We start from the raw sequence: 21,822 nt of genomic DNA, 5'->3' as shown, positions 1-21,822 counted from the left end.
CGCGGGAGAGCAGTTAGCCGATTGCAGTCTTGATCACGCTCAGCAATTCCTGGAATGGCTCAGCACAGGACGGATCGGTCGGATGCTGTTGCAACACGTCGTAGATCTTGGGCACGAGCTGGACGGCCTGGTCCAGTTCATTGTCGCGGCCGGGCTGATAGCCGCCCATCAGGCGGAGGTCGCGGGTGTCCTCGAAACGCGCGATCATGGCGCGCAGCTTGCGGACCAGATTGGCTTCCTCCGGCGACCACACATGCTGGCCGAGGCGCGAGACCGATGACAGCACATTGACGGCCGGATAGCGGCCCTGATCGGCCACGTCACGGTCCAGTATGATATGTCCGTCCAGCGTGCCGCGCACCGTATCCGCCACGGGCTCGTTGTGGTCGTCGCCATCGACCAGCACGGCAAAGACGCCGGTGATGCAGCCCTGACCTTCGAGGCCCGGTCCTGAACGCTCCAGCAGTCGTGGGAGTTCGCTGAAGACGCTTGGCGCGTAGCCGCGTGCGATCGCCGGCTCGCCGGTGGCGAGCGCGACTTCGCGCGATGCATGGGCGAAGCGCGTCATCGAATCGACGATCAGCAGCACCGATTCGCCGCGATCACGGAAATATTCGGCGATCGTCATCGCCGTCTTCGGCGCAAGCCGCCGCATCATCGGGCTTTCGTCACTGGTCGAGACGACCGTGATGGCTCGCGACTTGTGATGCACCAGCGCTTCTTCGAGAAATTCACGCACTTCGCGGCCACGCTCGCCAACCAGCGCGGTAACGACCGTGTCGAAGCCGGAGCTACGCGCCAGCATCGAGAGCAACGTGGTCTTGCCGACGCCGGAACCGGCGAAAATGCCGATGCGCTGGCCGACGCAAAGCGGGGTAAAGAGATCCACGACGCGAACGCCGGTGCGCAGTGGCTTGCTGACGCGCGAGCGGCTCATGGCCGGCGGAGGATTGGCGTCCGTCTGCATCTCGCGCTCGCCGACCGGCATGTCGCCGGCGCCATCCAGTGGCTCACCGAGTGCGTTGATGACGCGGCCCTTCCAGGCCGGGTGGGGGGACAGTGTCTTGGGAGGCATTCGGAAAGCGGGAACGCCGAGGCCGGCAGCAAAGTGGGAATCGAACGGTTTGGCCGTCACGCCATCATTATCGATTCGCACGACTTCACCGAGATGAACCTGCTTGTCGATCTCCAGTCCGATCAATTCACCGAGCCTGACATAGCGCGACAGGCCGGAGACGCGAAAATGCGTCGGCGTCACCTCGGACACCATGCCGCCGACACGAACCGTGGGCACGTCCCGGCGCAGGGTCGCGATGGTCGATTCGAGTTTTTCAAGCGCGTTCATCGAGCTCTCCCGCCGGTCACGTCAGGCATCAGGCTTTTGGATCGCCCAGCGTGCGAATGGCGCTCTGCATTGTGCCTTCGGAGTTGTCGATCAATGAGCTGACGCTCTGGAAGGTGCGTTGCGCGGTCATCATCTGCGTGAGTTCGGTCAGAGGATCGACATTCGATCCCTCGACGTAGCCCTGCTGAAAGCCCACCGTAACGAAATCGAGCGCGGCGGTCGCCGGTTTGCTGGGAATCACGCCCGAAGTTCCGAATCGCTCCAGCTTTGCGTCCGGGGGAATGTCAAACAGACCAAGCTGACCGACCTGGATTCGGCCCTGCGAAATGGTGCCGTCGCGGACGATCGTGAGTGGGCCAGCATCGGGATCGACGATGATGGGCGTGCCGCCCGAATCGAGCACGGGATAGCCGGTGAGGGTCTGGAGCTGTCCGTTGATATCGATCTGCATGCGGCCGTCGCGCGTATAGACAGTACCGTTCGGGCCGGAAAACGCCATCCAGGTCGTGTGGCCTGGATCGGTTCCGCCGGGGTAAGCGGCTCTGCTATTCCCGACAACAGCGACGTCCAGTGTATTGCCGGTCTGTGTGATGGCGCCTTCCTTGCGCGAGATGAAATTCTCGCCGGGCGAGGAGAAGGCGACTGCCTGCGTCGCGGCGCGCGACATAGCAGTCTCGAATTTCACGGCATCGGCACGAAATGCGGCCGTTTTCATATTGGCCATATTGTTCGCGATGGTTTCGAGCCGCTTCTCGAGCGAGACCTGGGCCGAGAGGCTGACATAGAGCGCTGATTGCATTTTATTGTCCGAGTTTCAGGTTCTGCAGGGTGGTCAGCACATCCGTGCTGAGGCCCATTTCGAGCGGTTGCGTGATGAGGATGCTTGGAGTCGACTGTGCGGTGGACGTTCCGTTCTCCGTCTCCCACATCGCCGAAAAACGCTGCAGGAACTTCTGCAGTTTCTCGGGGGTCCGGAAATCCGTGATGTCGATTTTCGCGCTGAGCATATTCGCTTGTTTGTCGACATCCGCCATCGAGGTCATCGATGAGACGCCCAGCGCGATCTGAGCGACCTTGAGTAGCGCTGGATCCGCGAGAATCTGATAGATGTTGGTGATCTTGGGCGCCTTGCGCTCGAAGTAGAGTGCCAGACGCACGCCTTCATTCTGCGATCCGGCATCTTCCTCGAGTTGCTGCCGAACATATTTCTCGACAGTGCCGACCTGCGCGGCGGTCGTACCCGTCGCCTTGTCACCCAGCTTGGCGAAGTCGAACGCGGTTGCGAACTCGCTATAGCGGGTGTCGGAGAGTTTGTTGGCAAACGTGGTCGCGCTGGCGACACCTTCCGTGAGAACCCTGTGCATGAAGGCCTTGGCATAGGTCATGTCGCTCAGCCCGTAGGCCTTCATGGCATAGCTGAACAGCCGATAATCACCGACGAATTCGTCGATCGTCTTCACATCGCGGATGTGGGACAGGTAGTACTCCGTATCCTTCGACACGTCCGGCTTCTCCATCGTCTGTTGCAGCGATTTGACGATGTTCTTGGAGATCAGCTGGTAGCTTGCGATTGTCGAGAGCATCAGAAATGGGTTCCCAGTCTGCGGGCGCATAGAGCGAGACTGGCCTCAAACTCCCCGGACAAGCTTGCGCGGGGCTGGCCGCCGCAGCCCGATGTCAGCCTCGTGCAAGCATCGTTGCCTAAGTGAATTGCATCCTCAATTTGGAGCGGTGCGCTTGAGCATTCTCTTTGGTGTCATAATCACACTCGCCAGTCTGATCGGCGGGTTCACCGCGATGGGCGGTCATCTCAGCGTGATATGGCAGCCCTGGGAATTCGTCATCATCATGGGGATGTCGCTGGGCACCTATGTCATTGCGAATCCTTGGAAAACCGTAGTCGACACCGGCCGCGCCACCGTGCAGGCGTTGACGGTCGCGGTACCGAAGCAGCGCCATTACCTCGATTTGCTCGGGCTTTTGCATTCGTTGATGCGTGAAGTGCGGAACAAGGGCCGTAACGAGGTGGAGGCCCATATCGACGATCCATCATCGTCGGAAATATTCACCGCCTTCCCGACCATTCTCGCCAATGAGCCGCTTCTGCACTTCATCTGCGACTACTTCCGCCTGATCATCATGGGCAGCGCGCGGCCGCATGAGATCGAAGCGCTGATGGACGAGGAAATCGAAACCATCGTTCGCAGCAAGATGAAGCCATATGGTTCGTTGATGATGGTCGCCGAAGGCCTGCCGGCGCTCGGTATCGTCGCCGCGGTGCTCGGCGTCATCAAGGCGATGGGCGCGCTCGACCAGTCTCCGAAACTGCTCGGCGGCTTTATCGGTGCCGCGCTGGTTGGCACCTTTGCGGGCATTTTCCTGTCCTACGGCCTTGTCGCGCCGCTCGCCCACAAGATCAAGCTGGTGCGTGAGCAGCGCGCCCGCATGTATGTGATCGTCAAACAATCCTTGCTGGCTTTCATGAATGGGGCATTGCCGCAGATTGCCATCGAGCACGGCCGCAAGATGATCGGTCCCGCCGAGCGGCCGTCGATCGATGTGGTCGAAAGCGAAACCATCTCGGGCGGTCCTGCAAAAGCGGCGCCCGCTGAACCGGCGGCGAAGGCGGGAGCGCGGGCTTGATGTCAGAGGTGAAGTCGGGCCGCGTGGATCAGGGATCGGATCAACTCCTCGGGGCGGCCGGAATTTCCGTCGAACGCATGCCGATGCTGCATGTGATCTTCGACCAGATGACGAATCTCTGCGCCGAAAGCCTGCGATCGATGTCGCCGTCGCAGTCCTATTTCTCGCTGAGCAGCGTGGGCAGCGATCGTCTCTCCGATATCCTCGATCGCTATGAGGGCGAAGCCATTGCCGCGGTCTTCTATGCCCAAGCATGGGACGCCCGTATCCTGATCGGGTTCGATCGCGATTTCGTCTATACGATGATCGAGCTCCTGTTCGGCGCCGACGGTGCGGAGCCGCCGCTCGACATGCCACGGGTATTCTCGAATGTGGAGATGCACGTTGCGCAGTCGCTGTTCGAGCGCTTCGGCAAGGCGTTGCAATCGTCCTTCGACCGCGCTTCCGAGGTCACGTTCAGCCTGGAACGCGTCGAGACGCGCATGGATTATCTCGCGATCGGCCGTCTCAACAATATGGCCGTGTGCGCGAAGATCCTGCTGCAGGGTCTCGATCGCGGCGGCGAGATGTTCATCGTCATTCCTCACGCAGCGCTTAATCCGATCCGGCAGGCACTGTCGCAGATCGTATCCGGCGAATCGGCGTCCACCGATCCGAACTGGAGCCGTCAGCTGCATAGCGAGATCAAGCGAACCGAAGTCGTGCTGAAGGCCGTTCTCGAGGAACGGCCGTTCACTCTCGGCGAGGTTGCGAAGTTTCACGTCGGCCAGGTGCTCAAGCTCAATGCCACGCCGGACACCATGGTTCGCCTCGAATGTAATGATCAACGTCTGTTCTGGTGCCAACTCGGCCAGATGAACGGCGTTTACTCGCTGCAGGTCAAGGAATCGGCCGACCAAAAACGGGAATTCATCGATGGTATCCTATCTCGTTGACATCATCCTTTTCGCAGCTCTGCTCTTCACGAGCATCCGCGTCACCAAGATGCATCGTGAGCTCGTGAAGTTGCGCGCGCATCAGGGAGAGTTCACCGCCGTGGTCGGGAAGACCAATGAGACGGTGGACGACATGGTGGTGATGGTTCGCGAGTTCAGTTCGGAGGGGCGGCAAATGGTCCAGGCCCTCGGCGACAAGATCGACGAGGCGCGCAAGGCCATCGCGGAAATCGACACCCGTACGGCGGCGCAGAATCCGGTCTAGACCAAGATCTGAGTTTTCAAGAAGGCAGGGGATATGAAGCAACCATTCGATATTGATCCAGTAAGCGCGGCATCCGCTAGCGATCCGCTCAAGACCGAAGGCGCATCGTTCGGCAAGTTGGCAGATCTTGCGGCTCGCGCTGCCGAGGAAACCAGCCGGCTGACGAATCTTGAACCCATCCTGCGCATTCCGGTCACGGTGCAGGTCCTGCTCGGCTCAGCCACCATGCCGGTCGCGGATCTCATGAAGCTCGGCCGCGGTGCCGTGATCCCGCTCGATCATCGCGTGGGTGAACCCGTCGAAGTCGTCGTGAACGGACGTATCGTCGCGCGCGGCGCGGTTGTCGTCGTGGAAGACGAAAATTCGCGTTTCGGTGTATCGCTGACGGAAATCGTCGGAGGAGCGGCCGGGGATCCGGACGCCTAAAGAGATTTTCCTAAAGAGATATTCTTATGGCATTCAACGCACCTGCTAAGCGCGCCGGCACCAGCGTCAAACCGCTGGGTGGCACCGAGAAAGCGGCAGCTCTTCTGCTGGCCATGGGGCGTGAGCTCTCGGGCGGCCTGCTTCGGGAGTTCGATCCTGAAGAAATCAAGCTGGTCACGCGCGCGGCGGCCGATCTCAAACCCATTTCAGGGCCTGAGCTCGAGGGGATTATCGAGGAATTCGCTCAGAACTTCTCGGAAGGTCCGAATATCTTCGGCACAGTCGGCGAGTTGGAGAAGCTGCTGAATGGCGTGCTGCCACCGGACCAGATCACTGACATCATTTCCGAAGTTCTGGGCAACAAGACAAAGTCGGTGTGGGAGCGCATCTCTCTCGTCTCGGAGAGTCTGCTCGCCAACTATCTCCTCAAGGAGCATCCGCAAACTGCGGCGTTGATTCTCTCGCGCGTGAAACCGGCTTGTGCTGCCCGCGTGATGAGTCATCTGCCGCCGGATATCCGTCACGACCTGATGCGACGTATGCTCAGTCTCAAGCCCGTCGTCGAAGATGCGATGAGCATTATCGAAAAGACAATGCATGAAGACTTCATGATCAACTTCGCACGCAACCTCGCGTCCGATACCTATCCGCGGATGGCCGACATCATCAATAAGATGGAGCGGACGCAGATGGAGGAGTCGTTGAAGAACCTCACAGAATCGCGGCCGAAGTCGGCCGAAATCCTGAAGGGCATGCTGTTTACCTTCGACGACATCGTGAATCTGACGGCCAAGGCGCGTATGCTGATCTTCGATCAGGTGCCGACCGACCGCGTGGTGATGGCGCTCAAGGGATCGGATGCGACATTCCGCGAGCTCATTCTGTCATCGCTCGCCTCGCGCACCCGCCGTCTGGTGGACCACGAACTGGCAAACGGTATCCCTGCGAATCAGCGCGAGATCCTGGACGCGCGGCGCGCCATTACCGACCTTGCGCTCGATATGGCCGGACGCGGCGAAATCGAACTCAATCCCGATCAAGAAGATCAGCCGGTATTCACCTGAAGATAGAGCATTGTGTCTGACGAACCCGATAAGGAAAGTAAAACCGAAGAGGCGACAGAGAAGAAGGTTCGTGATTCCGTTGAGAAGGGCCAAATCCCGGTCTCACGCGAAGCACCGATTTTCGCCTCTATGATCGCGCTATTGATTATTCAAAGCTTTCTGACCACTGACAACGTCAGAAAACTGACATTCACTTTAGCCCGATTGATCGACGATCCATCGGGTATCCGCATCCGGAATGGAACGGATGCTATTGGGTTGCTCTCCGCGGTCGGTATGAGTGCGGCGGGACTGGTTATTCCGATTGTTATCGTCCTGATGCTGGCCGGGCTGGCATCATCTTTCCTGCAGAATGCACCGCGAATTGTGTTCGATCGCATCCAGCCGGAAGCCTCGCGCATCTCGATAGCGAAAGGCTGGGGCAGAATCTTCGGCGCGCAGGGACGTGTGGAATTCGGAAAGTCGGTCTTCAAGTTCGTCGCTATCAGTCTGGTCGTGATGATCGTCCTGCGGGCTGAGGAGGCCGTGGCCGTGAATGCATTGTTTAGCGATCCGGCGGCCGTTCCGGAACTGGTGCTGACGACCGCGATGCGGCTCGTCTCCGCCATCAGTATTGCGACCATTGTTCTGGTGTCGCTCGATCTCGTCTGGGCGCGCTTCCACTGGCGCCGCGAATTGCGCATGACGAAGCAGGAGATCAAGGACGAGTTCAAGCAGGCTGAAGGCGATCCGATCGTCAAATCGCGGTTGCGTTCGTTGGCGCGCGACCGTGCCCGCAAATCGATGCTGGCGGCCGTTCCGCGCGCCACGCTGGTGATCGCGAATCCCACACATTACGCGATTGCACTGAAATACAAGCAGGGCGAAGACGCTGCGCCGACGGTGCTTGCAAAGGGGCAGGACCTGATCGCGCTGAAGATCAGGGAAATCGCCGAGAAGAATGGTGTTCCGGTGGTGGAAGACAAGATGCTGGCGCGCTCGATGTATGATGTCGCGCACATCGACAAGATGATTCCGTCGGAGTTCTTCCGCCCTGTCGCAGAAATCATCTACTTCCTGCATTCGCGAAAGCAGAAGACGAACGCGTAAGCGCCCCGCGCATGTCGTGATGCGCATCTCCAGCCTCGGACAAGTTTCCATTTGTAAACCATGATGAAGGAATCATGGATGCCTGGGGGATAAGTGGGACCCGTCTATCTCTTCGACGTTGCCTCATCGCATGAGCGATGGCTGTCGCTGCGACAGTCCGCAATCTCGGCGAATGTCGCCAATGCGAACACGCCTGGCTATCGCGCGCAGGACATCGAGCCGTTCAACAAGATCATTGAATCGAAGGTCGTACCCGTGACGGTGACGTCACCGGCGCACATCACGACCGGCTCTTCGGTGGAAGCCCAGGGCATGCGCAAGGAGAAGAGCTGGGAGACCGTGCACTCCGGCAACTCTGTCAGTCTCGAGCAGGAAATGCTGAAGGCCGGCGATATCAACCGCGACTACTCACTGAATACGGCGATCGTGAAATCGTTCCATCGCATGTTCATGACAAGCATGAAGACCTGAGGAAAATGACGATGATCGATCCGTTGCAGGCATCTGTTCAGATCGCAAGTTCCGGCCTCGAAGCGCAGTCGACGCGCCTGCGCGTCGTGTCGGAAAACCTTGCCAACGCCAATTCGACCGGCCGTACGCCTGGCTCTGACCCCTATCGCCGAAAGACGACAACTTTCACCGCAGAGATGGATCGCGCCGCTGGTGTGCGCATGGTCAAGGTCAAGGATGTCGGAACCGATCAGGCCCCGTTCCGCGTGGACTATGAGCCAGGTCATCCAGCCGCGGATGAGACTGGTTACGTGAAGCTGCCCAACGTCAATTCTCTGATTGAAATGGGCGACATGCGGGAAACCAACCGGTCCTTCGAGGCCAACTTACAGGTCATCAAACAAGTGAGATCCATGGTGTCGATGACCATCGATCTCCTGAGGAGCTAAGCATGCTTGAAGCGGTATCCTCGGTCATCAGCAGCGCTGGCGAACTCGCCAAAACCAGCGAAGTCATCAATTCCGCGACACCTGCGGTGCAGCCCGGGGCGGCCACCGTCGGTTTCAACAACGTCCTCGAACAGGTCGCAGCCGATGCCATCGGTTCGATCAAGGCCGGCGAAGCCGCGTCGATCCAGTCTATCCACGGCAAGCTCTCGGCACAGAAGGTGGTCGAGGCGGTCATGTCTGCCGAACGCTCGTTGCAGATGGCTGTCGCCGTCCGCGACAAGGTCGTTCAGGCGTATCAAGAAGTCAGCCGAATGGCGATTTGAGGTTCAATCATGAGAGCTCTGGCCATTGCTGCCACCGGTATGGGCGCGCAGCAGCTTAATGTCGAAGTGATCGCGAATAATATCGCGAATATCAACACGACCTCGTACAAGCGATCCCGCGCGGAATTCACCGATCTGTTCTATCAGATCGATCGTGCGCAGGGTGTGCCAAACCGAAGCGGTGAGGGCTCGGTGCCTGAAGGCGCAAAGCTCGGTCTCGGCGTGCGCTCGGCAGCCGTGCGCAAGCTGCATCTGCAGGGTGCAATGGCGCAGACCGGTAATACCTATGACATGGCCATCAATGGCCGCGGCTGGTTCCAGATCGCCGGTCCCAATGGTGAGACGCTCTATACGCGCGCTGGCGCGTTCAATCTGAATGAAAATCGTCAGCTTGTGACGCCGGACGGTTATCTGGTGACGCCAGCGATCATCGTTCCGCAGAATGCCGTGGACGTCACCGTCAACGAGTCTGGCCAGGTCTTTGCGAAGGTCGACGGAAACGTTGCGCCTGTTCAGCTCGGGCAGCTCTCGCTCGCGAACTTCTCCAACGAAGCTGGTCTGGATCCGCTCGGCGGAAATCTCTATCGCGAGACGGTATCCTCCGGCGTGCCCGTTGTCGGTTTCGCAGGCGATATTGGCTACGGCAAGCTGCATCAGCACTATCTCGAGAGTTCAAACGTCGATCCGGTGAAGGAAATCACCGAGCTGATATCGGCGCAGCGTTCCTATGAAATGAACTCGAAAGTTATTCAGGCGGCTGACGAAATGGCGTCGACCATCTCGAAGGGTATGCGGTAAATCCACAGAACGGGATCTCGGTCTGATGCGAGCAGTCACCATCGTCATCCGCTGGCTTGCGAGCGTCGTGCTCGCGGCCGGCATCGCAGGCGTCGCTAATGCAGCGGAAGATGCCGTCCGCTATCCCGTGCCGGCCACGGCGATCTATCCCGGTGACGTCATCCGGGATGAGATGATCATGGATCGCAACTTTGCGCCCAATATTCAGGGCGCAAGTGCCTTCATCAACGATCGTGCATCGCTCGTTGGTCGCATTGCGCGTCGCACTCTGTTGGCGGGGCACTTGATTCCGATCAACGGGCTCGAAGATCTGAAGGCCGTCACCCGTGGCGCTGTGGTGAAGGTGCTCGTTGAGGATGACGGGCTCATTATCGTTACCTATGCGACATCTCTCCAGTCCGGCAGCGCCGGCATGATGGTGCAGCTTCGCAATCTTGACACCGGCGTGACCATTCGGGGCATCGTCCAGCAGGACGGATCAGTGCGGATTCAGAACGGATGATGTTGCGTCTCCTCTGCGGTCTCCTGCTTTCGCTTTCGCTTTCGACGGCAGATGCCGCTGTGCGTGTGAAGGACATCGCCAATCTCAAGGGCGTGCGTGAGAATCAGATCCTCGGCTACGGCCTCGTGATCGGCCTCAAGGGCACCGGCGACACGTTGCGCAACGCGCCGTTCACGGAACAGTCGTTGCAATCGATGCTTGATAATATGGGCATCAATATCCGTGGCACCTCGTTGCGCACGCGCAACGTGGCAGCTGTCGTTGTGACGGCGGATTTGCCGCCGTTCGTCGCGGGCGGTTCGCGAATCGACGTCGCAATCTCGTCGCTGGGCGACGCGTCATCTCTGCTTGGCGGAACGCTGGTGATGACGCAACTGCGGGGCGCCGATGGCGAAACTTACGCTGTCGCGCAAGGCGCTATCGCCGTCGGCGGCTACAACGTCGAAGGTGCTGCACAAACGCTCAGCCAGGGTGTGGCCACAGCCGGCCGCATCCCGAATGGCGCGCTGATCGAACGTGAAGTTAGGGGTCGCTTCAGCGAGATGGAATCGCTCATTCTGGAGCTCAAGAATCCGGATTTCGTCACTGCAACGCGCATCATGGATGCAATCAACGCGCATGGAAACGGTCGTTATCAGAAGGTCGTGGCCTTCGAGCGCGATTATCGCACGATAGTCTTGTCGCGCCCGCGCTCGACGTCGCCGGTGCGTTTTATCGCCGAAATCGAGGAACTGCTGGTCGAGCCGGATACGCCGGCGCGCGTCGTGGTCGACGAACGCACGGGAACGGTGGTCATTGGCCGGAATGTACAGATTTCGACTGTGGCGGTCACCCATGGCAATCTGTCCGTGAGAATCACCGAGGCGCCCATCGTGTCGCAGCCGTCACCGTTTGCCCGCCGTGGCGAAACCGTGGTGGTGCCGCAGACCTTCATCGAAGCCAATGAGCCCGGCGCCAAGATCGCAATTCTGCGCGGTGCTGATTTGCAGCGTCTGGTGCGTGGTCTCAATCAGATCGGACTGAAACCGCAGGGGATCATCGCGATCCTGCAGGCGATCAAGGCGGCCGGTGCGCTCCAGGCGGAACTCGTCATCCAGTAGGGCGTGGGTCAGCGTCGCGCAAGCTAAAGCGTGCAACGCTCGCTCAGCTGAATCACGAGAATACGAATGGCGCGCGTCGCAAATCGATCGATCAAGTTTCTCATGCTGGTCGGTGTGGTGCTGTCCACACAGGCATCGGCCGAACCCGAGCAGAAGCTCTCAAAACCGCTGAACCTCGGTGAGTTTGCAAAGACGCCGCAAGTTGCGCGCCCTCGCCCGGCTGCAAACAAGCAAGACCCGGTGGTGCGTCCAACCGCTGATTCGGGGCTGATCACGGGCGCAATCGACAAGAAGGACAACGCAGCCGCGAGCGCCCAGGACTCTGACGTCGCGCGCTTTTGCAGCAATATCGCGGACCAGGCGCTCGATGCCCGTGTGGCGTGGCAGCAGAAAGAGCTCGAAGCGACAGAATCCAAGCTGAAGCTGCGTATTGCGGAACTTGAGGCCAAACGAGCCGAATATGAAGAGTGGCTGAAGTTACGCGAGGAGTTCCTCAAAAAGGCGGAAGACAGCGTCGTCGAGATCTATTCACGCATGAATCCCGAGGCTGCAGCGCAGCAGATTGCCAGCATGGCTGATGACACGGCGGCGGCCGTTCTCGCCAAGCTGCGCGTTCGCGTCGCCAGCGCGATCCTCAATGAAATGGAACCGGCACGTGGCGCACATCTCGCCGACACGCTCGCCGGAATGCGTCGCACCGACGACGGGAAAGCCAAGAAATGATGTGGTTGAGAGTGATTCTGATTCCGGTCGCATTGTCGTGCCTGACCGGTTGCGCGAGCAATCTCGCTGAGGTTGGCCAGGCGCCCTACATGTCGCCGATCGGCAACGGCATGCAGGTCGATGCGCGCGCAATTCCGATCGAAAGGCGCGCCTATGGTAGCGCAGGTCCTCACTCGATCTGGAATGATCGCAAGGACCTCTACCGCGATTCCCGGGCAACGCGGGTCGGTGATCTTCTGACCGTGAACATCCTGATGAACGACAAGGCGATCCTCGACAACAAGACGGATCGATCGCGGGACTCGCAGATCAAGGTGGAATCCGACTACTCGGCCAATATTGCCAAATGGATCTCGGCGGGAAATTTCGACACCAACGTCAAATCCCAATCATCGAACAAGGGCGCAGGCAAGATCGACCGCAATGAAGAAGTCCGTTTCTCGGTGGCGGCCGTCGTTGTCGACGTACTCCCGAACGGAAATCTCTTGGTCAGCGGTTCGCAGGAGATGCGCGTCAATTACGAAATGCGCATCGTCAACGTCGGCGGTATCGTGCGCCCGATCGATATCAGCCGCAACAACACCATCGCCTATGAGAAGATCGCCGAAGCCCGCATTTCGTATGGTGGGCGCGGCCGGTCCATGGAAGTGCAGCAGCCGAACTGGGGCCAGCAGGTCTATGACCAGGTCGCACCGTTCTGATGAGGATCGCTCATGGCCGATGACACCGCGAATGAAGGCCAGCGCCCAGGGTTCATGCAGTGGTTTGGCGCCCTGCTCCTCGTCACCGCGCTTTCGGTCGGGGCTGGAGCGCTGGCAAGCCTGCATCTGATGTCGACGTTCCAGCGCATTAGTGAAAGCCGGAAGGAGGTCCAGGAGAAGCCGATCTCGTCGGCCTTCAATGCCAATGATCGTCTGCGCAAGATCACACCGGTCGTGACCAATCTGGCGGCGCCGCCAAATGCCTGGATCCGCATGGAGGCATCGGTCGTGACCGATAAACTGACCGAGGAAGAAGCGAGTATCGTGGTCGCCCGCATCGGTGAGGATGTTGCAGCCTATCTACGTACGCTCACACCTGCGCAGATCGAAGGCGCCCGCGGCCTGCAATATCTGCGCGGAGACCTGAATGAGCGCGCGCTCACGCGTTCGAGCGGAAGGGTTCGTGAGTTGATCATCGAGACGCTGGTGGTGCAATGAAGCGTATCATTCCGGTTCTGCTCCTGGTGCTTCTGCCAACGGCTGCAGCGGCGCAGGTTCCGGATCTGTCGACCTTGCTGCCGCAGGGCGAGGGTAGTGCCAGCGGCCGAATCATCCAGATGGTCGCATTGCTGACGGTGCTGTCACTGGCACCGGGCTTGCTCATCATGGTGACGAGCTTCACGCGATTTGTTGTCGCACTCTCATTCCTGCGCACGGGGCTTGGCCTGCAGACCACGCCGGCCAATATCGTAATGATCAGCCTCGCGCTGTTTCTCACATTCTATGTGATGGCGCCAACTTTCGATCGCGCGTGGGTGAATGGCCTCCAACCATTGATGAAGAACGAGATCACCGAGCAGGAAGCCTATTCGCGGGTCACAGATCCGTTCCGGGATTTCATGCTGCAGCATGTGCGTGAGAAGGATCTGCAGACCTTCGAGAATCTCGCTGCCGAGAGCATGAAGATCAAACTCGAAGGTCAGCGGATCGATCTACGAATCATCATCCCGGCTTTCATGGTGTCGGAGCTGCGCCGCGCATTCGAGATAGGTTTTCTCGTCGTCATGCCGTTCCTGGTGATCGACATGATCGTTGCGACGCTGACCATGTCGATGGGCATGATGATGATGCCGCCCACGGTGTTCGCGCTACCGTTCAAGGTATTATTCTTCGTATTGATCGACGGCTGGAATTTGCTCGCAGTTGGTCTTGTGAAGTCGTTTCTCTAGATCATTTGATTCATTACGAGGTAAGTGACGAATCAAATGATCGGTGTTAACTATACAAGGCGCCGCCGCCTTCAGCTTTGGGTAAGGTTTGGCGGCTAGCTTGCAATTCACGACAGGTTGGGTCGATCAGAAATCGACATTCCAAAGGCATGATGCCGCCCTGCCGTACCGGTGAAAGTCCGGTATGTCCCCAGCAAATTAATCAAATTAAAGGGACATACGATGTCTAGCTTGATGACTAACTCCCAGGCAATGACCGCGCTGCAGACCCTGCGCTCGGTCGATGCCAACCTCTCCACCACGATGAACCGCATCTCGACCGGCTATCGCGTGGCGACCGCGTCGGACAACGCCGCTTACTGGTCGATCGCTACCACGATGCGTTCGGACGTTCAGGCTCTGGGCGCCGTGCAGGACGCTCTCGGTCTCGGCGCCGCGACCATCGACACGATGTATACCGGCCTCGAAGGCACGGTCGACGTCGTCTCGTCGATCAAGGAAAAACTGGTTGCTGCCCGTACCCCGGGTGTTGACCGCGCCAAGATCCAGAGCGAAATCACCGAACTCCAGAAGCAGTTGAAGAACACTGCTGACTCCGCCGTGTTCAACGGTGAAAACTGGATCTCGGTCGACTCGCAGGACCCCACCTACAACTCGACCAAGTCGGTCGTGTCGTCGTTCTCCCGCGCCGGCGGTGTCGTTTCGGTTGACACGCTCACCGTCGACCTCGATGCCATCAAGCTCTACGATAAGACGCTGGACGCCGCCTACATCACGGCTCATGGCGCTGCCACGACGACGACCCTCGTTTTCGATCCGGCCACCGTCGGTGCGGCTGGCCCGCCCGCGACGACCACGGGCACGATCGCTTTCGCCGTTACGCCTGCTGGTGGAACTGCCACGACGACCACGATCAACGTGTCGCAGACCTCCACGATTCAGGACGTCGCCAAGGCAATTAACGCTCTGGGCGTCCAGGGTCTGACTGTTGGTGTCAATGCCGACGGCAAGACGCTCGAAATCAAGAACGCCAGCACGACTGCGATCGCCACCACCAGCACCAATGGCGGCGCGACCGGCGGTACCGTCGCGGCACAGGCAGCGGCTACCGCTAACGTGGCGACCCAGAAGGGCGTTCTCGACCAGACCTACGACGTTTACAAGAATGGTGGCTGGACCACCTTCAGCGTCGCTGATCTGGACATCTCGAAGTTCACCGATAGCGCCTCCGATCTGACTGCACTCGAGACCTACATCTCTGGTACAGACAAGGCGCTGAGCAAGATCACCGATGCCGCCACCAATCTCGGTGCCATCAAGAACCGTATCGGTCTGCAGCAGAACTTCGTGAAGACCCTGACCGACTCGCTCGATCGCGGTATCGGTCAGCTCGTCGACGCAGACATGAACGCCGAATCGACCCGCCTCCAGGCCTTGCAGACGCAGCAGCAGCTGGGCATCCAGGCGCTGTCGATCGCCAACGCCGGCAGCCAGAGCATCCTGTCGCTGTTCCGCGGCTAATCGCTCTCGTATCGTGAATAGGAATGGCCGCGACCAATCAAGGTCGCGGCCATTTCGCTTTCCGGCTCTCCGTAACCCTCGGACAAGCTTCACAATCGATGATCGATTCGGAAGTGGGCAGGGGTATTTATGGTCAATCGTGAGCACGCGCAGAAGCTCTGGAACAATCTGCTTGAGCTGGGTACGAAGCGTCTCATTCTGCTCGCGGTGGTCGGCGCTGCTGTATTCGGCGGCGTTGGCGGCGGCGCATACTATATCAGCCGGCCGGAATACAATGTTCTCTATTCCGGCCTCAGCCGTGAGGACGTGACGCGTGTCAGCTCGGTGCTGCGCGACGCGAACGTCGCTTTCGATCTGAATACGGCGGGCGATACCGTCTATGTTCGTCCCGGACAGACGGCGCAGGCGCGTACGCTGCTGGCCGACAAGGGTCTGCCCAGCGTCACTGGCGGCGGGTATGAGCTGTTCGACAAGATTGGCTCGCTCGGCCTGACGTCGTTCATGCAGGAAATCACGCGTGTGCGCGCGCTCGAGGGCGAGATTGCGCGGACGATCCAGGTTCTCAAAGGGGTCAAGGCTGCGCGTGTCCATATCGTGATGCCTGCGCGTGGCTCGTTCCGGCGCGAGCAGTCGCCGCCGTCGGCTTCGGTCGTCTTGCGAACGGATGGTCCGGCAGATGCGCGCACGGCACGCTCCGTGCGCCATCTCGTAGCCGCGGCCGTGCCAGGAATGACCGCGGACAAGGTGACTGTGCTCGACAGTGACGGGTCGCTGCTTTCGGACGATGACGGCAGCGGCAGCGTCGGGGCCACGCCGACCACGATGGCCAATTTGCAAAAAGTCGTCAGCCGCTCGATCCAGGAGAATGTGAGCCGGGCGCTGACGCCCTATCTGGGGCTCGATAATTTCGAGGTCAGCGTTGCGACCCAGCTGTCGACGGACAAGAAACAGACCAACGAGACGACCTACGATCCGGATTCGCGGGTGCAGCGCTCTGTGCGCGCTGTGCGAGAGAAGGAAACGTCGCAGAGTCTCGATCGACAGCAGCCGACGACCGTTCAGCAGAACTTGCCGGATCAGCAGGTCAACGCGACCGGCGCCAAGAATCAGAATGATGAGAAGCAGCGTCGCGAAGACATCACCAATTACGAAGTGTCGTCGAAGACGGTGACGACCACGAGCGATGGTTTCGTGGTGAACAAGATGTTCCTCGCTGTTCTGGTCAACCGGCCGCGCCTCATTGCGAGCCTTGGTGACAAGGTGAGCGATGCTGCGATCGAAGCCAAGGTTGCGGAGATCTCGCAGATTGCTGCGACCGCAGCTGGTATCGATCGCCCGCGCGGCGACCAGATTCAGGTTTCGGCGGTCGAATTCATGGAAGGTGCGCGCGATCTGGCGCCGGTACCGTCAATCACCTTCACAGAGGTGATGATGCGTCAGGCGGGCAGTCTTGTGAGTGCCATCACCATCCTGGCCGTGGCCGGCATGCTGATCTGGTTCGGTCTGCGCCCGGCCATCAATACGATTCTGGCGAGCGCGAAGACCGACGAGACAACGCAGTTCCAGGCGGAAACGAACGCGCTGCTCAGTGGCGGCAGCACGATGGCGACGGCGGCGCTGTCAGGGGGCGAGCCTCCGCCCAACCTCATTCAGGACGTCTCGAGCAATATGCAGAACACGCCGCAGAAGCGGTTGGAGCAGATCATTCAGCTCGATGAGAAGCAAGCGGCGGCGATCCTCAAGCAATGGATCAGACAAGAGGAAGCGGTATGAGCGCAGAGCAAGTCGCACGTCTGATCGCCGATTTCGATCGACCGGAGCCACCAAAGACACGCAGCCGCGTCGTTCCGTTCGACCATCTGCATCACTCCGGCGTGCCGCCGCAGCATCAGCCGCTTCTGCAGAAAGCAAAGCAGCAACCGTCGTTTCAACCGCAGCCGCAGATGCAGCCAAAGTCGCCTTCCGTGCAGGAGGATGATGGCTATGAGCGCGGTCGCGCTGAAGGCTATGCGAGTGCACTCGCCGAGTTCGAACGGCGCATGGAGCAGGAGAAGCAGGCACTTGCGGCGCAGGCTGCCGAAGAACGGCAGCAACTGCTCAACGAGACCGCGGCCAAGCTCGCCGGGGATATCGCCGAAATGGGCGATCAGTTGCAGGGAAGAATCGCTGGCGTAGCTGCTCGGCTCCTCGAGCCGCTCATCAATAACGCTGTGCAGAAACAGGCGGTCACTGCGTTCATCGAACATTTGTCGTCGATCACAACCGATAGCCGCCGCCCGGTTTTGCGCATCACCGGTCCATCGGAGCTGCTCGAATTGATCCGCAGCAAGCTCGGCGTCCGCGCCATTGCATCGGAATTGCGTGCCGGCCCCGAAGCAGAAGCGTCGATCGTCGTTGATCAGATCGTACTTGAAACTCAGCTCAAGGTCTGGACCGAGCGATTGAAGATGGCGGTCCAGAGCTGAGATGGCCGATCCGCTTCCAACAGAACTTGTCATCATTCGCCGCCGCAGTTCTCTCGAGAGCGGCGAAACGAAGAACAGCGTCTGGAAGATCGCCTATGCCGACTTCATGACGGCGATGATGGCGTTCTTCCTGGTGATGTGGCTGATCAATGCCACCAATCAGGAAACACGCGAGAGCGTTGCCACCTATTTCAATCCGATCAAGCTGACGGACTCAACGCCGGATCGCAAGGGCATCAACGACGCCCGGCGGGTTGATCCCGGCAAGGCCGTGGAAGGTGAGAGCAAGTGGCCGCATCCGGAGCCGGGTCAGCCGACCGATGCGCTGGCGCGACCGCAGCCTCCACAGCCGCGTTATGGCGAAGCCACGTTATTCCGTGATCCCTACGCGGTGCTCTCGGAGATTGCCGGCGGCCCTCCACGTCAGGGGCAGACCAGCGCAGCGCTCGATCCGAATCGCAAGGAAGGGCTCAAGGGCGGAGAAGCCTATCGAGACCCCTTCGATCCGATCAACTGGCCGATGGCGTCGATCTCGTCGCTCGAGAAGAAGCTGTCGGGACGCAAGGACGCCGGCAGCCTTCCGTTCGGCGAGGATGTTGCCGCTGTGGCGAGCGAAGGGCAAGAACCGCGTCCGCTCGACACCAAACCTGACGCCACCGGGTCTCCGGGTCAGGAAATGTCCGGATCGAATTCAACTCCCGCGAAATCCGACAAGCAGGAGGCACCGAAGCCCGCCGGACTGTTTGCCGATGAGGGCGACAAGCCCAATCCAGCTGCAGGCCGTCCGCAGCCGGCGCAGGCAGACAAGACGGCAGCGCCGGCCGATAAATCCCAGGCGCAGCCTGACAAGGCGCCTGCTCAGGCCGAGAAGGCCCAGCCGATGGACGCCACCAAGCTCCAGGCCGCAATCTCGGCAGCACTGGCCGCGATTGGACCGGCACACCCGGTGGCCGAAGTGAGGGAAACCCCCGAAGGACTCCTGATCAATCTGACGGACGACGTGAATTACGGAATGTTTGCCAACGGCTCGGCGGAGCCCACGCCCGGCCTCGTTCGCGCGCTCGACAAGATCACGCCGATGATCGCGCAGAACCGCGGCCAGGTCATCGTGCGTGGTCACACGGATAGCCGGGTCTATCGAACGTCCGAATATGACAACTGGCGGCTTTCGACCGCGCGTGCGCATATGGCCTATCACATGCTGGTACGCGGTGGCCTCGACGCCGGGCGGGTCGAGCGCATCGAGGGCTATGCAGACCGCCGGCCGAAAATTCAGAATGATCCGCTCGCCGCGCAGAACCGGCGGATCGAGCTGCTGATCCGTGCTCCCGTGCTATGACCAGCACCAGGATCATTGCAGCAACGCTTCTAGTCTGTCTTGGCAGCGCACATGCGCAGCCGGCCGACGACCAGATGCGCGAGCCATATCAGATGGTTCGTTCATTGCAGATGCTGCAAGATCAGATCGCGCGCGGCGACCTTGACGCCCACAATTCCCAACCCGCCCTGCTGAAACGCCTGGGTGAGAACTTCCTGAAAGCCGATGCCGCCGTCTGGAAGGAGCCACGCAATTCGCGCGCAGCTGTCACCTTCCTCTTGAGTGGTGGGTCTCCGCAAGTGGTCGCGAGCCTCCGCTCTCGCAACGTGCTGAATATTGACGAGGCCATTGTCGATGGCGCCATCGCCTATGTCGAAGGGCGCACGGAGGAAGCGAAATCGAAGCTTGCCAATATCAAGCCACGCAGTCTGCCTGCGGCACTCGGTGCGGAGATTGCGCTGGTGCAGTCGGCACTGGTTGCGCAGGACGACCTGAAGGTCGCGATCGGATTGCTCGACGAAGTGCGGTTGATGATGCCGGGCACGCTGGTCGAGGAAGCGGCACTGCGCCGAGAGATTTTCATCGTCGGACAGGACGATGACTTCGACAAGTTCGAAGCCCTTGCGGTGCGCTATTTCCGCCGGTATCGGCACTCTATCTATGCGGGCAATTTCCGCCAGCGCTTTGCGCTCTCTGTTGCACGCTTCAGTTTCGTGCAACGTCCCGATCGGTTTCCGCGCCTTGTCGCCGTGCTCGATCATCTCGATCGGGCGAGCCAGCGTGCGCTCTACCTTCTGATTGCAAGAACGGCATTGGTTCGCGGCAAGACTGAAATGACGGTGCTCGCCGCCGACCGTGTATTCGCATTGTCCGATGACGACAGCGCTGAGCGCGTGCGCGCGCGCCTGTATCGTGCCGCGGCACGCGTTGCCACATCTGCGCATAGTGCGGCAATCGCCGAGCTTGAGCAGATCGACAAGGCAAAACTATCCGAACGCGATGTCGAGCTGCAGGCGGCCGCGCTCGCCATTGGACTGAATGTTCGAAAGGCGCTGCCGGAGGCAAAGGCCAAGAGCGACGGAAGCAGCGAAGCTAAGACGGCCATGCGGCCGCGCATTGATTTCAGCCGTTCTCTCGCCGCCGTCGATCGCGCCCAAAAGCTGCTCGATGCCTCGCAGGAGCAATTAAAGGAGAAAGCCCGATGAACAATGCCGACCTCCTGACGGCAGCGCTTCGCCAGACAGCGGCCGGAAAGGCCGGGGCGAAAGGCGGATTGCACGGCGGTACCCATGCCAAGGATGCCAAGGATGGCAAGGAGAAGGCCGATCACTTTCGCGAGCAGCTTCGCCTGGTCTCAAAAGAGACCCAGACTGTCACGCCGCATGTCCCTAAGACAGCCGATGACGCGAAAATCGTTGACCCAAAGCCGGTGCTCGACGCGGCATCCGTTCTTGCGGAGTTGACGGGTGAAGTCGCGCAAAAGCCTGATGTCAGTGACGATCAAACCGATGATGACGATTCGAAGGTCACGAAGGACGAGGAGGGGGCGACAAAATCTGCACCCTGGCGCGGGCCGGATTCTGCGCTGAGCGCAGTGATGGCCAAACTCGATCACGCGCACTCACCTTTGCCAAGCAATGACAAAGCTACGCCTCGTATCTCGGTACCGGACGTGAAGGCAGATGATGCTCCGCGCGATCCCGCGAAGCTCATTCACGCCGCAACAGCCGACGTGCCTGACACTGATGCCGCTGCCACTCAACGTTTCACGCTGACGGTCGAGACGACGGATACGAAGCCGCTTCCGGCTGCGAAGGCGGTCGTTCGTGAACAAGAGACGCATTTCGAGCCCGTGCAACAGGTGACGACGCTGCAGAAGATCGTCGATCGGATGGCGGCTGATCTGCCGGCCGTCGCATCACCTGAAGGGGCTCGCCCTGCCGACGCGTCGGGGCTCGAAACGCACAAGACTGCGGATAGCCGGCCGGTGCGCATGATGACGCTCGAACTCGATCCGCCCAATCTCGGCTCCGTCACCGTGAAGATGCGGCTTGCCGGCGATTCCGTGGAGATTCACCTCACTGCGGATCGCTACGAGACCACGCAGATGCTGCGGCAGGAGCGCGGTGTGCTCACCGACGCCATGCAGTCGGCGGGTTACACGTTCGACATTGCGGCCATCGACCATACCCGCACCCCCGATTCCAATCTGAACAACGGCCAGCAGCAACAGCAGGCGTCGTCCGATCAGCGCTCTTCGCTGCCGTCGTCAGGCGGATCGCAGGCGGACAGTGGTTCTTCGGGCCGGTCGTCCGGCGATGCACAGAGCGGCGCACGGCATAACAGGCAGGATCATGAGCAATCGCCAAGGCCGTCAGAGCGGCAGCAAGATCAGAATAGCAATCGGGTTCGCAGCAGCACTGTTTATATCTAGCGCTGCGACTGATGCCCGCGCCGAAGGACCATGCGAACGGGA

The 21,822-nt window shown here is 59.9% G+C and carries 25 protein-coding genes; 22 read left to right on the top strand and 3 right to left on the bottom strand.

The features are described 5' to 3' along the window. Window positions 1-13: 13 nt before the first annotated feature. Genes fliI through AB8A27_RS24060 form a run of 3 tightly spaced genes read right to left on the bottom strand, consistent with a single transcriptional unit; the run spans window position 14 to window position 2,928 of the window. Entirely contained in the window at window positions 14-1,345 is a 1,332-nt protein-coding gene (gene fliI, locus AB8A27_RS24070; RefSeq protein ID WP_441244080.1) for a flagellar protein export ATPase FliI, read from the bottom strand. Between the two features lie 28 nt (window positions 1,346-1,373). Further along, window positions 1,374-2,144 carry a flagellar basal-body rod protein FlgF gene (gene flgF, locus AB8A27_RS24065; RefSeq protein ID WP_441244079.1) on the bottom strand — a complete coding sequence of 257 codons (771 nt, stop codon included), beginning with the start codon at window positions 2,142-2,144 and terminating at the stop codon, window positions 1,374-1,376. Between the two features lies 1 nt (window position 2,145). Then, on the bottom strand, window positions 2,146-2,928 hold the full coding sequence (locus AB8A27_RS24060; protein WP_441244078.1) for a DUF1217 domain-containing protein: 783 nt from the start codon (window positions 2,926-2,928) through the stop codon (window positions 2,146-2,148). Between the two features lie 154 nt (window positions 2,929-3,082). Here AB8A27_RS24060 and motA point away from each other — a divergent pair, with 154 nt between their 5' ends. From motA to fliK, 22 genes are all read left to right on the top strand, one after another. Next, the gene (motA, locus tag AB8A27_RS24055; protein ID WP_286144174.1) at window positions 3,083-3,988 is read left to right on the top strand and encodes a flagellar motor stator protein MotA; all 906 of its coding nucleotides are present in this window, start codon (window positions 3,083-3,085) and stop codon (window positions 3,986-3,988) included. Further along, complete coding sequence (locus AB8A27_RS24050) at window positions 3,988-4,923, top strand: FliM/FliN family flagellar motor switch protein (protein WP_092141353.1); 936 nt, start codon at window positions 3,988-3,990, stop codon at window positions 4,921-4,923. Before motA ends, AB8A27_RS24050 begins: the two co-directional genes overlap by 1 nt. Next, the gene (locus tag AB8A27_RS24045; RefSeq protein ID WP_441244077.1) at window positions 4,904-5,188 is read left to right on the top strand and encodes a hypothetical protein; all 285 of its coding nucleotides are present in this window, start codon (window positions 4,904-4,906) and stop codon (window positions 5,186-5,188) included. Before AB8A27_RS24050 ends, AB8A27_RS24045 begins: the two co-directional genes overlap by 20 nt. Window positions 5,189-5,221: 33 nt before the next feature. Further along, window positions 5,222-5,614, top strand: a complete 393-nt coding sequence (fliN, locus tag AB8A27_RS24040) for a flagellar motor switch protein FliN (protein WP_441244076.1) — start codon at window positions 5,222-5,224, stop codon at window positions 5,612-5,614. A 26-nt stretch (window positions 5,615-5,640) separates the two neighbouring features. Then, window positions 5,641-6,678, top strand: coding sequence for a flagellar motor switch protein FliG (locus tag AB8A27_RS24035; protein ID WP_441244075.1), 1,038 nt, complete (start codon window positions 5,641-5,643; stop codon window positions 6,676-6,678). Between the two features lie 12 nt (window positions 6,679-6,690). Beyond that, window positions 6,691-7,767, top strand: coding sequence for a flagellar biosynthesis protein FlhB (gene flhB, locus AB8A27_RS24030; RefSeq protein ID WP_441244074.1), 1,077 nt, complete (start codon window positions 6,691-6,693; stop codon window positions 7,765-7,767). A gap of 93 nt (window positions 7,768-7,860) precedes the next feature. Then, window positions 7,861-8,238, top strand: a complete 378-nt coding sequence (gene flgB / locus AB8A27_RS24025) for a flagellar basal body rod protein FlgB (RefSeq protein WP_092141368.1) — start codon at window positions 7,861-7,863, stop codon at window positions 8,236-8,238. Window positions 8,239-8,249: 11 nt separating this feature from the next. Then, window positions 8,250-8,666: a flagellar basal body rod protein FlgC gene (gene flgC / locus AB8A27_RS24020; protein ID WP_092142034.1), complete on the top strand. Its 417-nt coding sequence runs from the start codon at window positions 8,250-8,252 to the stop codon at window positions 8,664-8,666. Window positions 8,667-8,668: 2 nt separating this feature from the next. Then, window positions 8,669-8,989, top strand: a complete 321-nt coding sequence (locus AB8A27_RS24015) for a flagellar hook-basal body complex protein FliE (RefSeq protein ID WP_068729891.1) — start codon at window positions 8,669-8,671, stop codon at window positions 8,987-8,989. 9 nt (window positions 8,990-8,998) lie between these two features. Continuing rightward, window positions 8,999-9,787, top strand: a complete 789-nt coding sequence (flgG, locus tag AB8A27_RS24010) for a flagellar basal-body rod protein FlgG (RefSeq protein WP_092141371.1) — start codon at window positions 8,999-9,001, stop codon at window positions 9,785-9,787. 25 nt (window positions 9,788-9,812) lie between these two features. Then, on the top strand, window positions 9,813-10,289 hold the full coding sequence (gene flgA, locus AB8A27_RS24005; protein ID WP_441244073.1) for a flagellar basal body P-ring formation chaperone FlgA: 477 nt from the start codon (window positions 9,813-9,815) through the stop codon (window positions 10,287-10,289). Next, window positions 10,289-11,389 (top strand): flagellar basal body P-ring protein FlgI, encoded by a 1,101-nt coding sequence (gene flgI, locus AB8A27_RS24000; RefSeq protein WP_175500335.1) that lies wholly within the window; start codon window positions 10,289-10,291, stop codon window positions 11,387-11,389. Before flgA ends, flgI begins: the two co-directional genes overlap by 1 nt. A gap of 66 nt (window positions 11,390-11,455) precedes the next feature. Continuing rightward, on the top strand, window positions 11,456-12,112 hold the full coding sequence (locus AB8A27_RS23995; RefSeq protein ID WP_441244072.1) for a MotE family protein: 657 nt from the start codon (window positions 11,456-11,458) through the stop codon (window positions 12,110-12,112). A 5-nt stretch (window positions 12,113-12,117) separates the two neighbouring features. After that, window positions 12,118-12,813, top strand: a complete 696-nt coding sequence (flgH, locus tag AB8A27_RS23990; protein ID WP_092142037.1) for a flagellar basal body L-ring protein FlgH — start codon at window positions 12,118-12,120, stop codon at window positions 12,811-12,813. Window positions 12,814-12,825: 12 nt separating this feature from the next. Continuing rightward, the gene (locus AB8A27_RS23985) at window positions 12,826-13,311 is read left to right on the top strand and encodes a flagellar basal body-associated FliL family protein (RefSeq protein WP_441244071.1); all 486 of its coding nucleotides are present in this window, start codon (window positions 12,826-12,828) and stop codon (window positions 13,309-13,311) included. Further along, window positions 13,308-14,042, top strand: coding sequence for a flagellar type III secretion system pore protein FliP (gene fliP, locus AB8A27_RS23980; protein ID WP_441244070.1), 735 nt, complete (start codon window positions 13,308-13,310; stop codon window positions 14,040-14,042). The genes AB8A27_RS23985 and fliP overlap by 4 nt, the downstream gene beginning before the upstream one ends. A gap of 234 nt (window positions 14,043-14,276) precedes the next feature. After that, window positions 14,277-15,563: a flagellin N-terminal helical domain-containing protein gene (locus AB8A27_RS23975; RefSeq protein ID WP_441244069.1), complete on the top strand. Its 1,287-nt coding sequence runs from the start codon at window positions 14,277-14,279 to the stop codon at window positions 15,561-15,563. A 129-nt stretch (window positions 15,564-15,692) separates the two neighbouring features. Then, the gene (gene fliF / locus AB8A27_RS23970; protein WP_092141389.1) at window positions 15,693-17,336 is read left to right on the top strand and encodes a flagellar basal-body MS-ring/collar protein FliF; all 1,644 of its coding nucleotides are present in this window, start codon (window positions 15,693-15,695) and stop codon (window positions 17,334-17,336) included. Further along, complete coding sequence (locus AB8A27_RS23965; protein ID WP_441244068.1) at window positions 17,333-18,028, top strand: hypothetical protein; 696 nt, start codon at window positions 17,333-17,335, stop codon at window positions 18,026-18,028. Before fliF ends, AB8A27_RS23965 begins: the two co-directional genes overlap by 4 nt. A 1-nt stretch (window position 18,029) precedes the next feature. Next, on the top strand, window positions 18,030-19,367 hold the full coding sequence (locus AB8A27_RS23960; protein ID WP_441244067.1) for a MotB family protein: 1,338 nt from the start codon (window positions 18,030-18,032) through the stop codon (window positions 19,365-19,367). Next, window positions 19,364-20,551, top strand: a complete 1,188-nt coding sequence (locus AB8A27_RS23955) for a chemotaxis protein (RefSeq protein WP_441244066.1) — start codon at window positions 19,364-19,366, stop codon at window positions 20,549-20,551. The genes AB8A27_RS23960 and AB8A27_RS23955 overlap by 4 nt, the downstream gene beginning before the upstream one ends. Then, complete coding sequence (fliK, locus tag AB8A27_RS23950) at window positions 20,548-21,780, top strand: flagellar hook-length control protein FliK (RefSeq protein ID WP_441244065.1); 1,233 nt, start codon at window positions 20,548-20,550, stop codon at window positions 21,778-21,780. The genes AB8A27_RS23955 and fliK overlap by 4 nt, the downstream gene beginning before the upstream one ends. Window positions 21,781-21,822: the final 42 nt, after the last annotated feature.

Source organism: Tardiphaga sp. 768_D3_N2_1, assembly GCF_052076105.1.
Taxonomy (GTDB): Bacteria; Pseudomonadota; Alphaproteobacteria; order Rhizobiales; family Xanthobacteraceae; genus Tardiphaga.
This window is presented reverse-complemented; position numbering and strand designations above follow the sequence as displayed.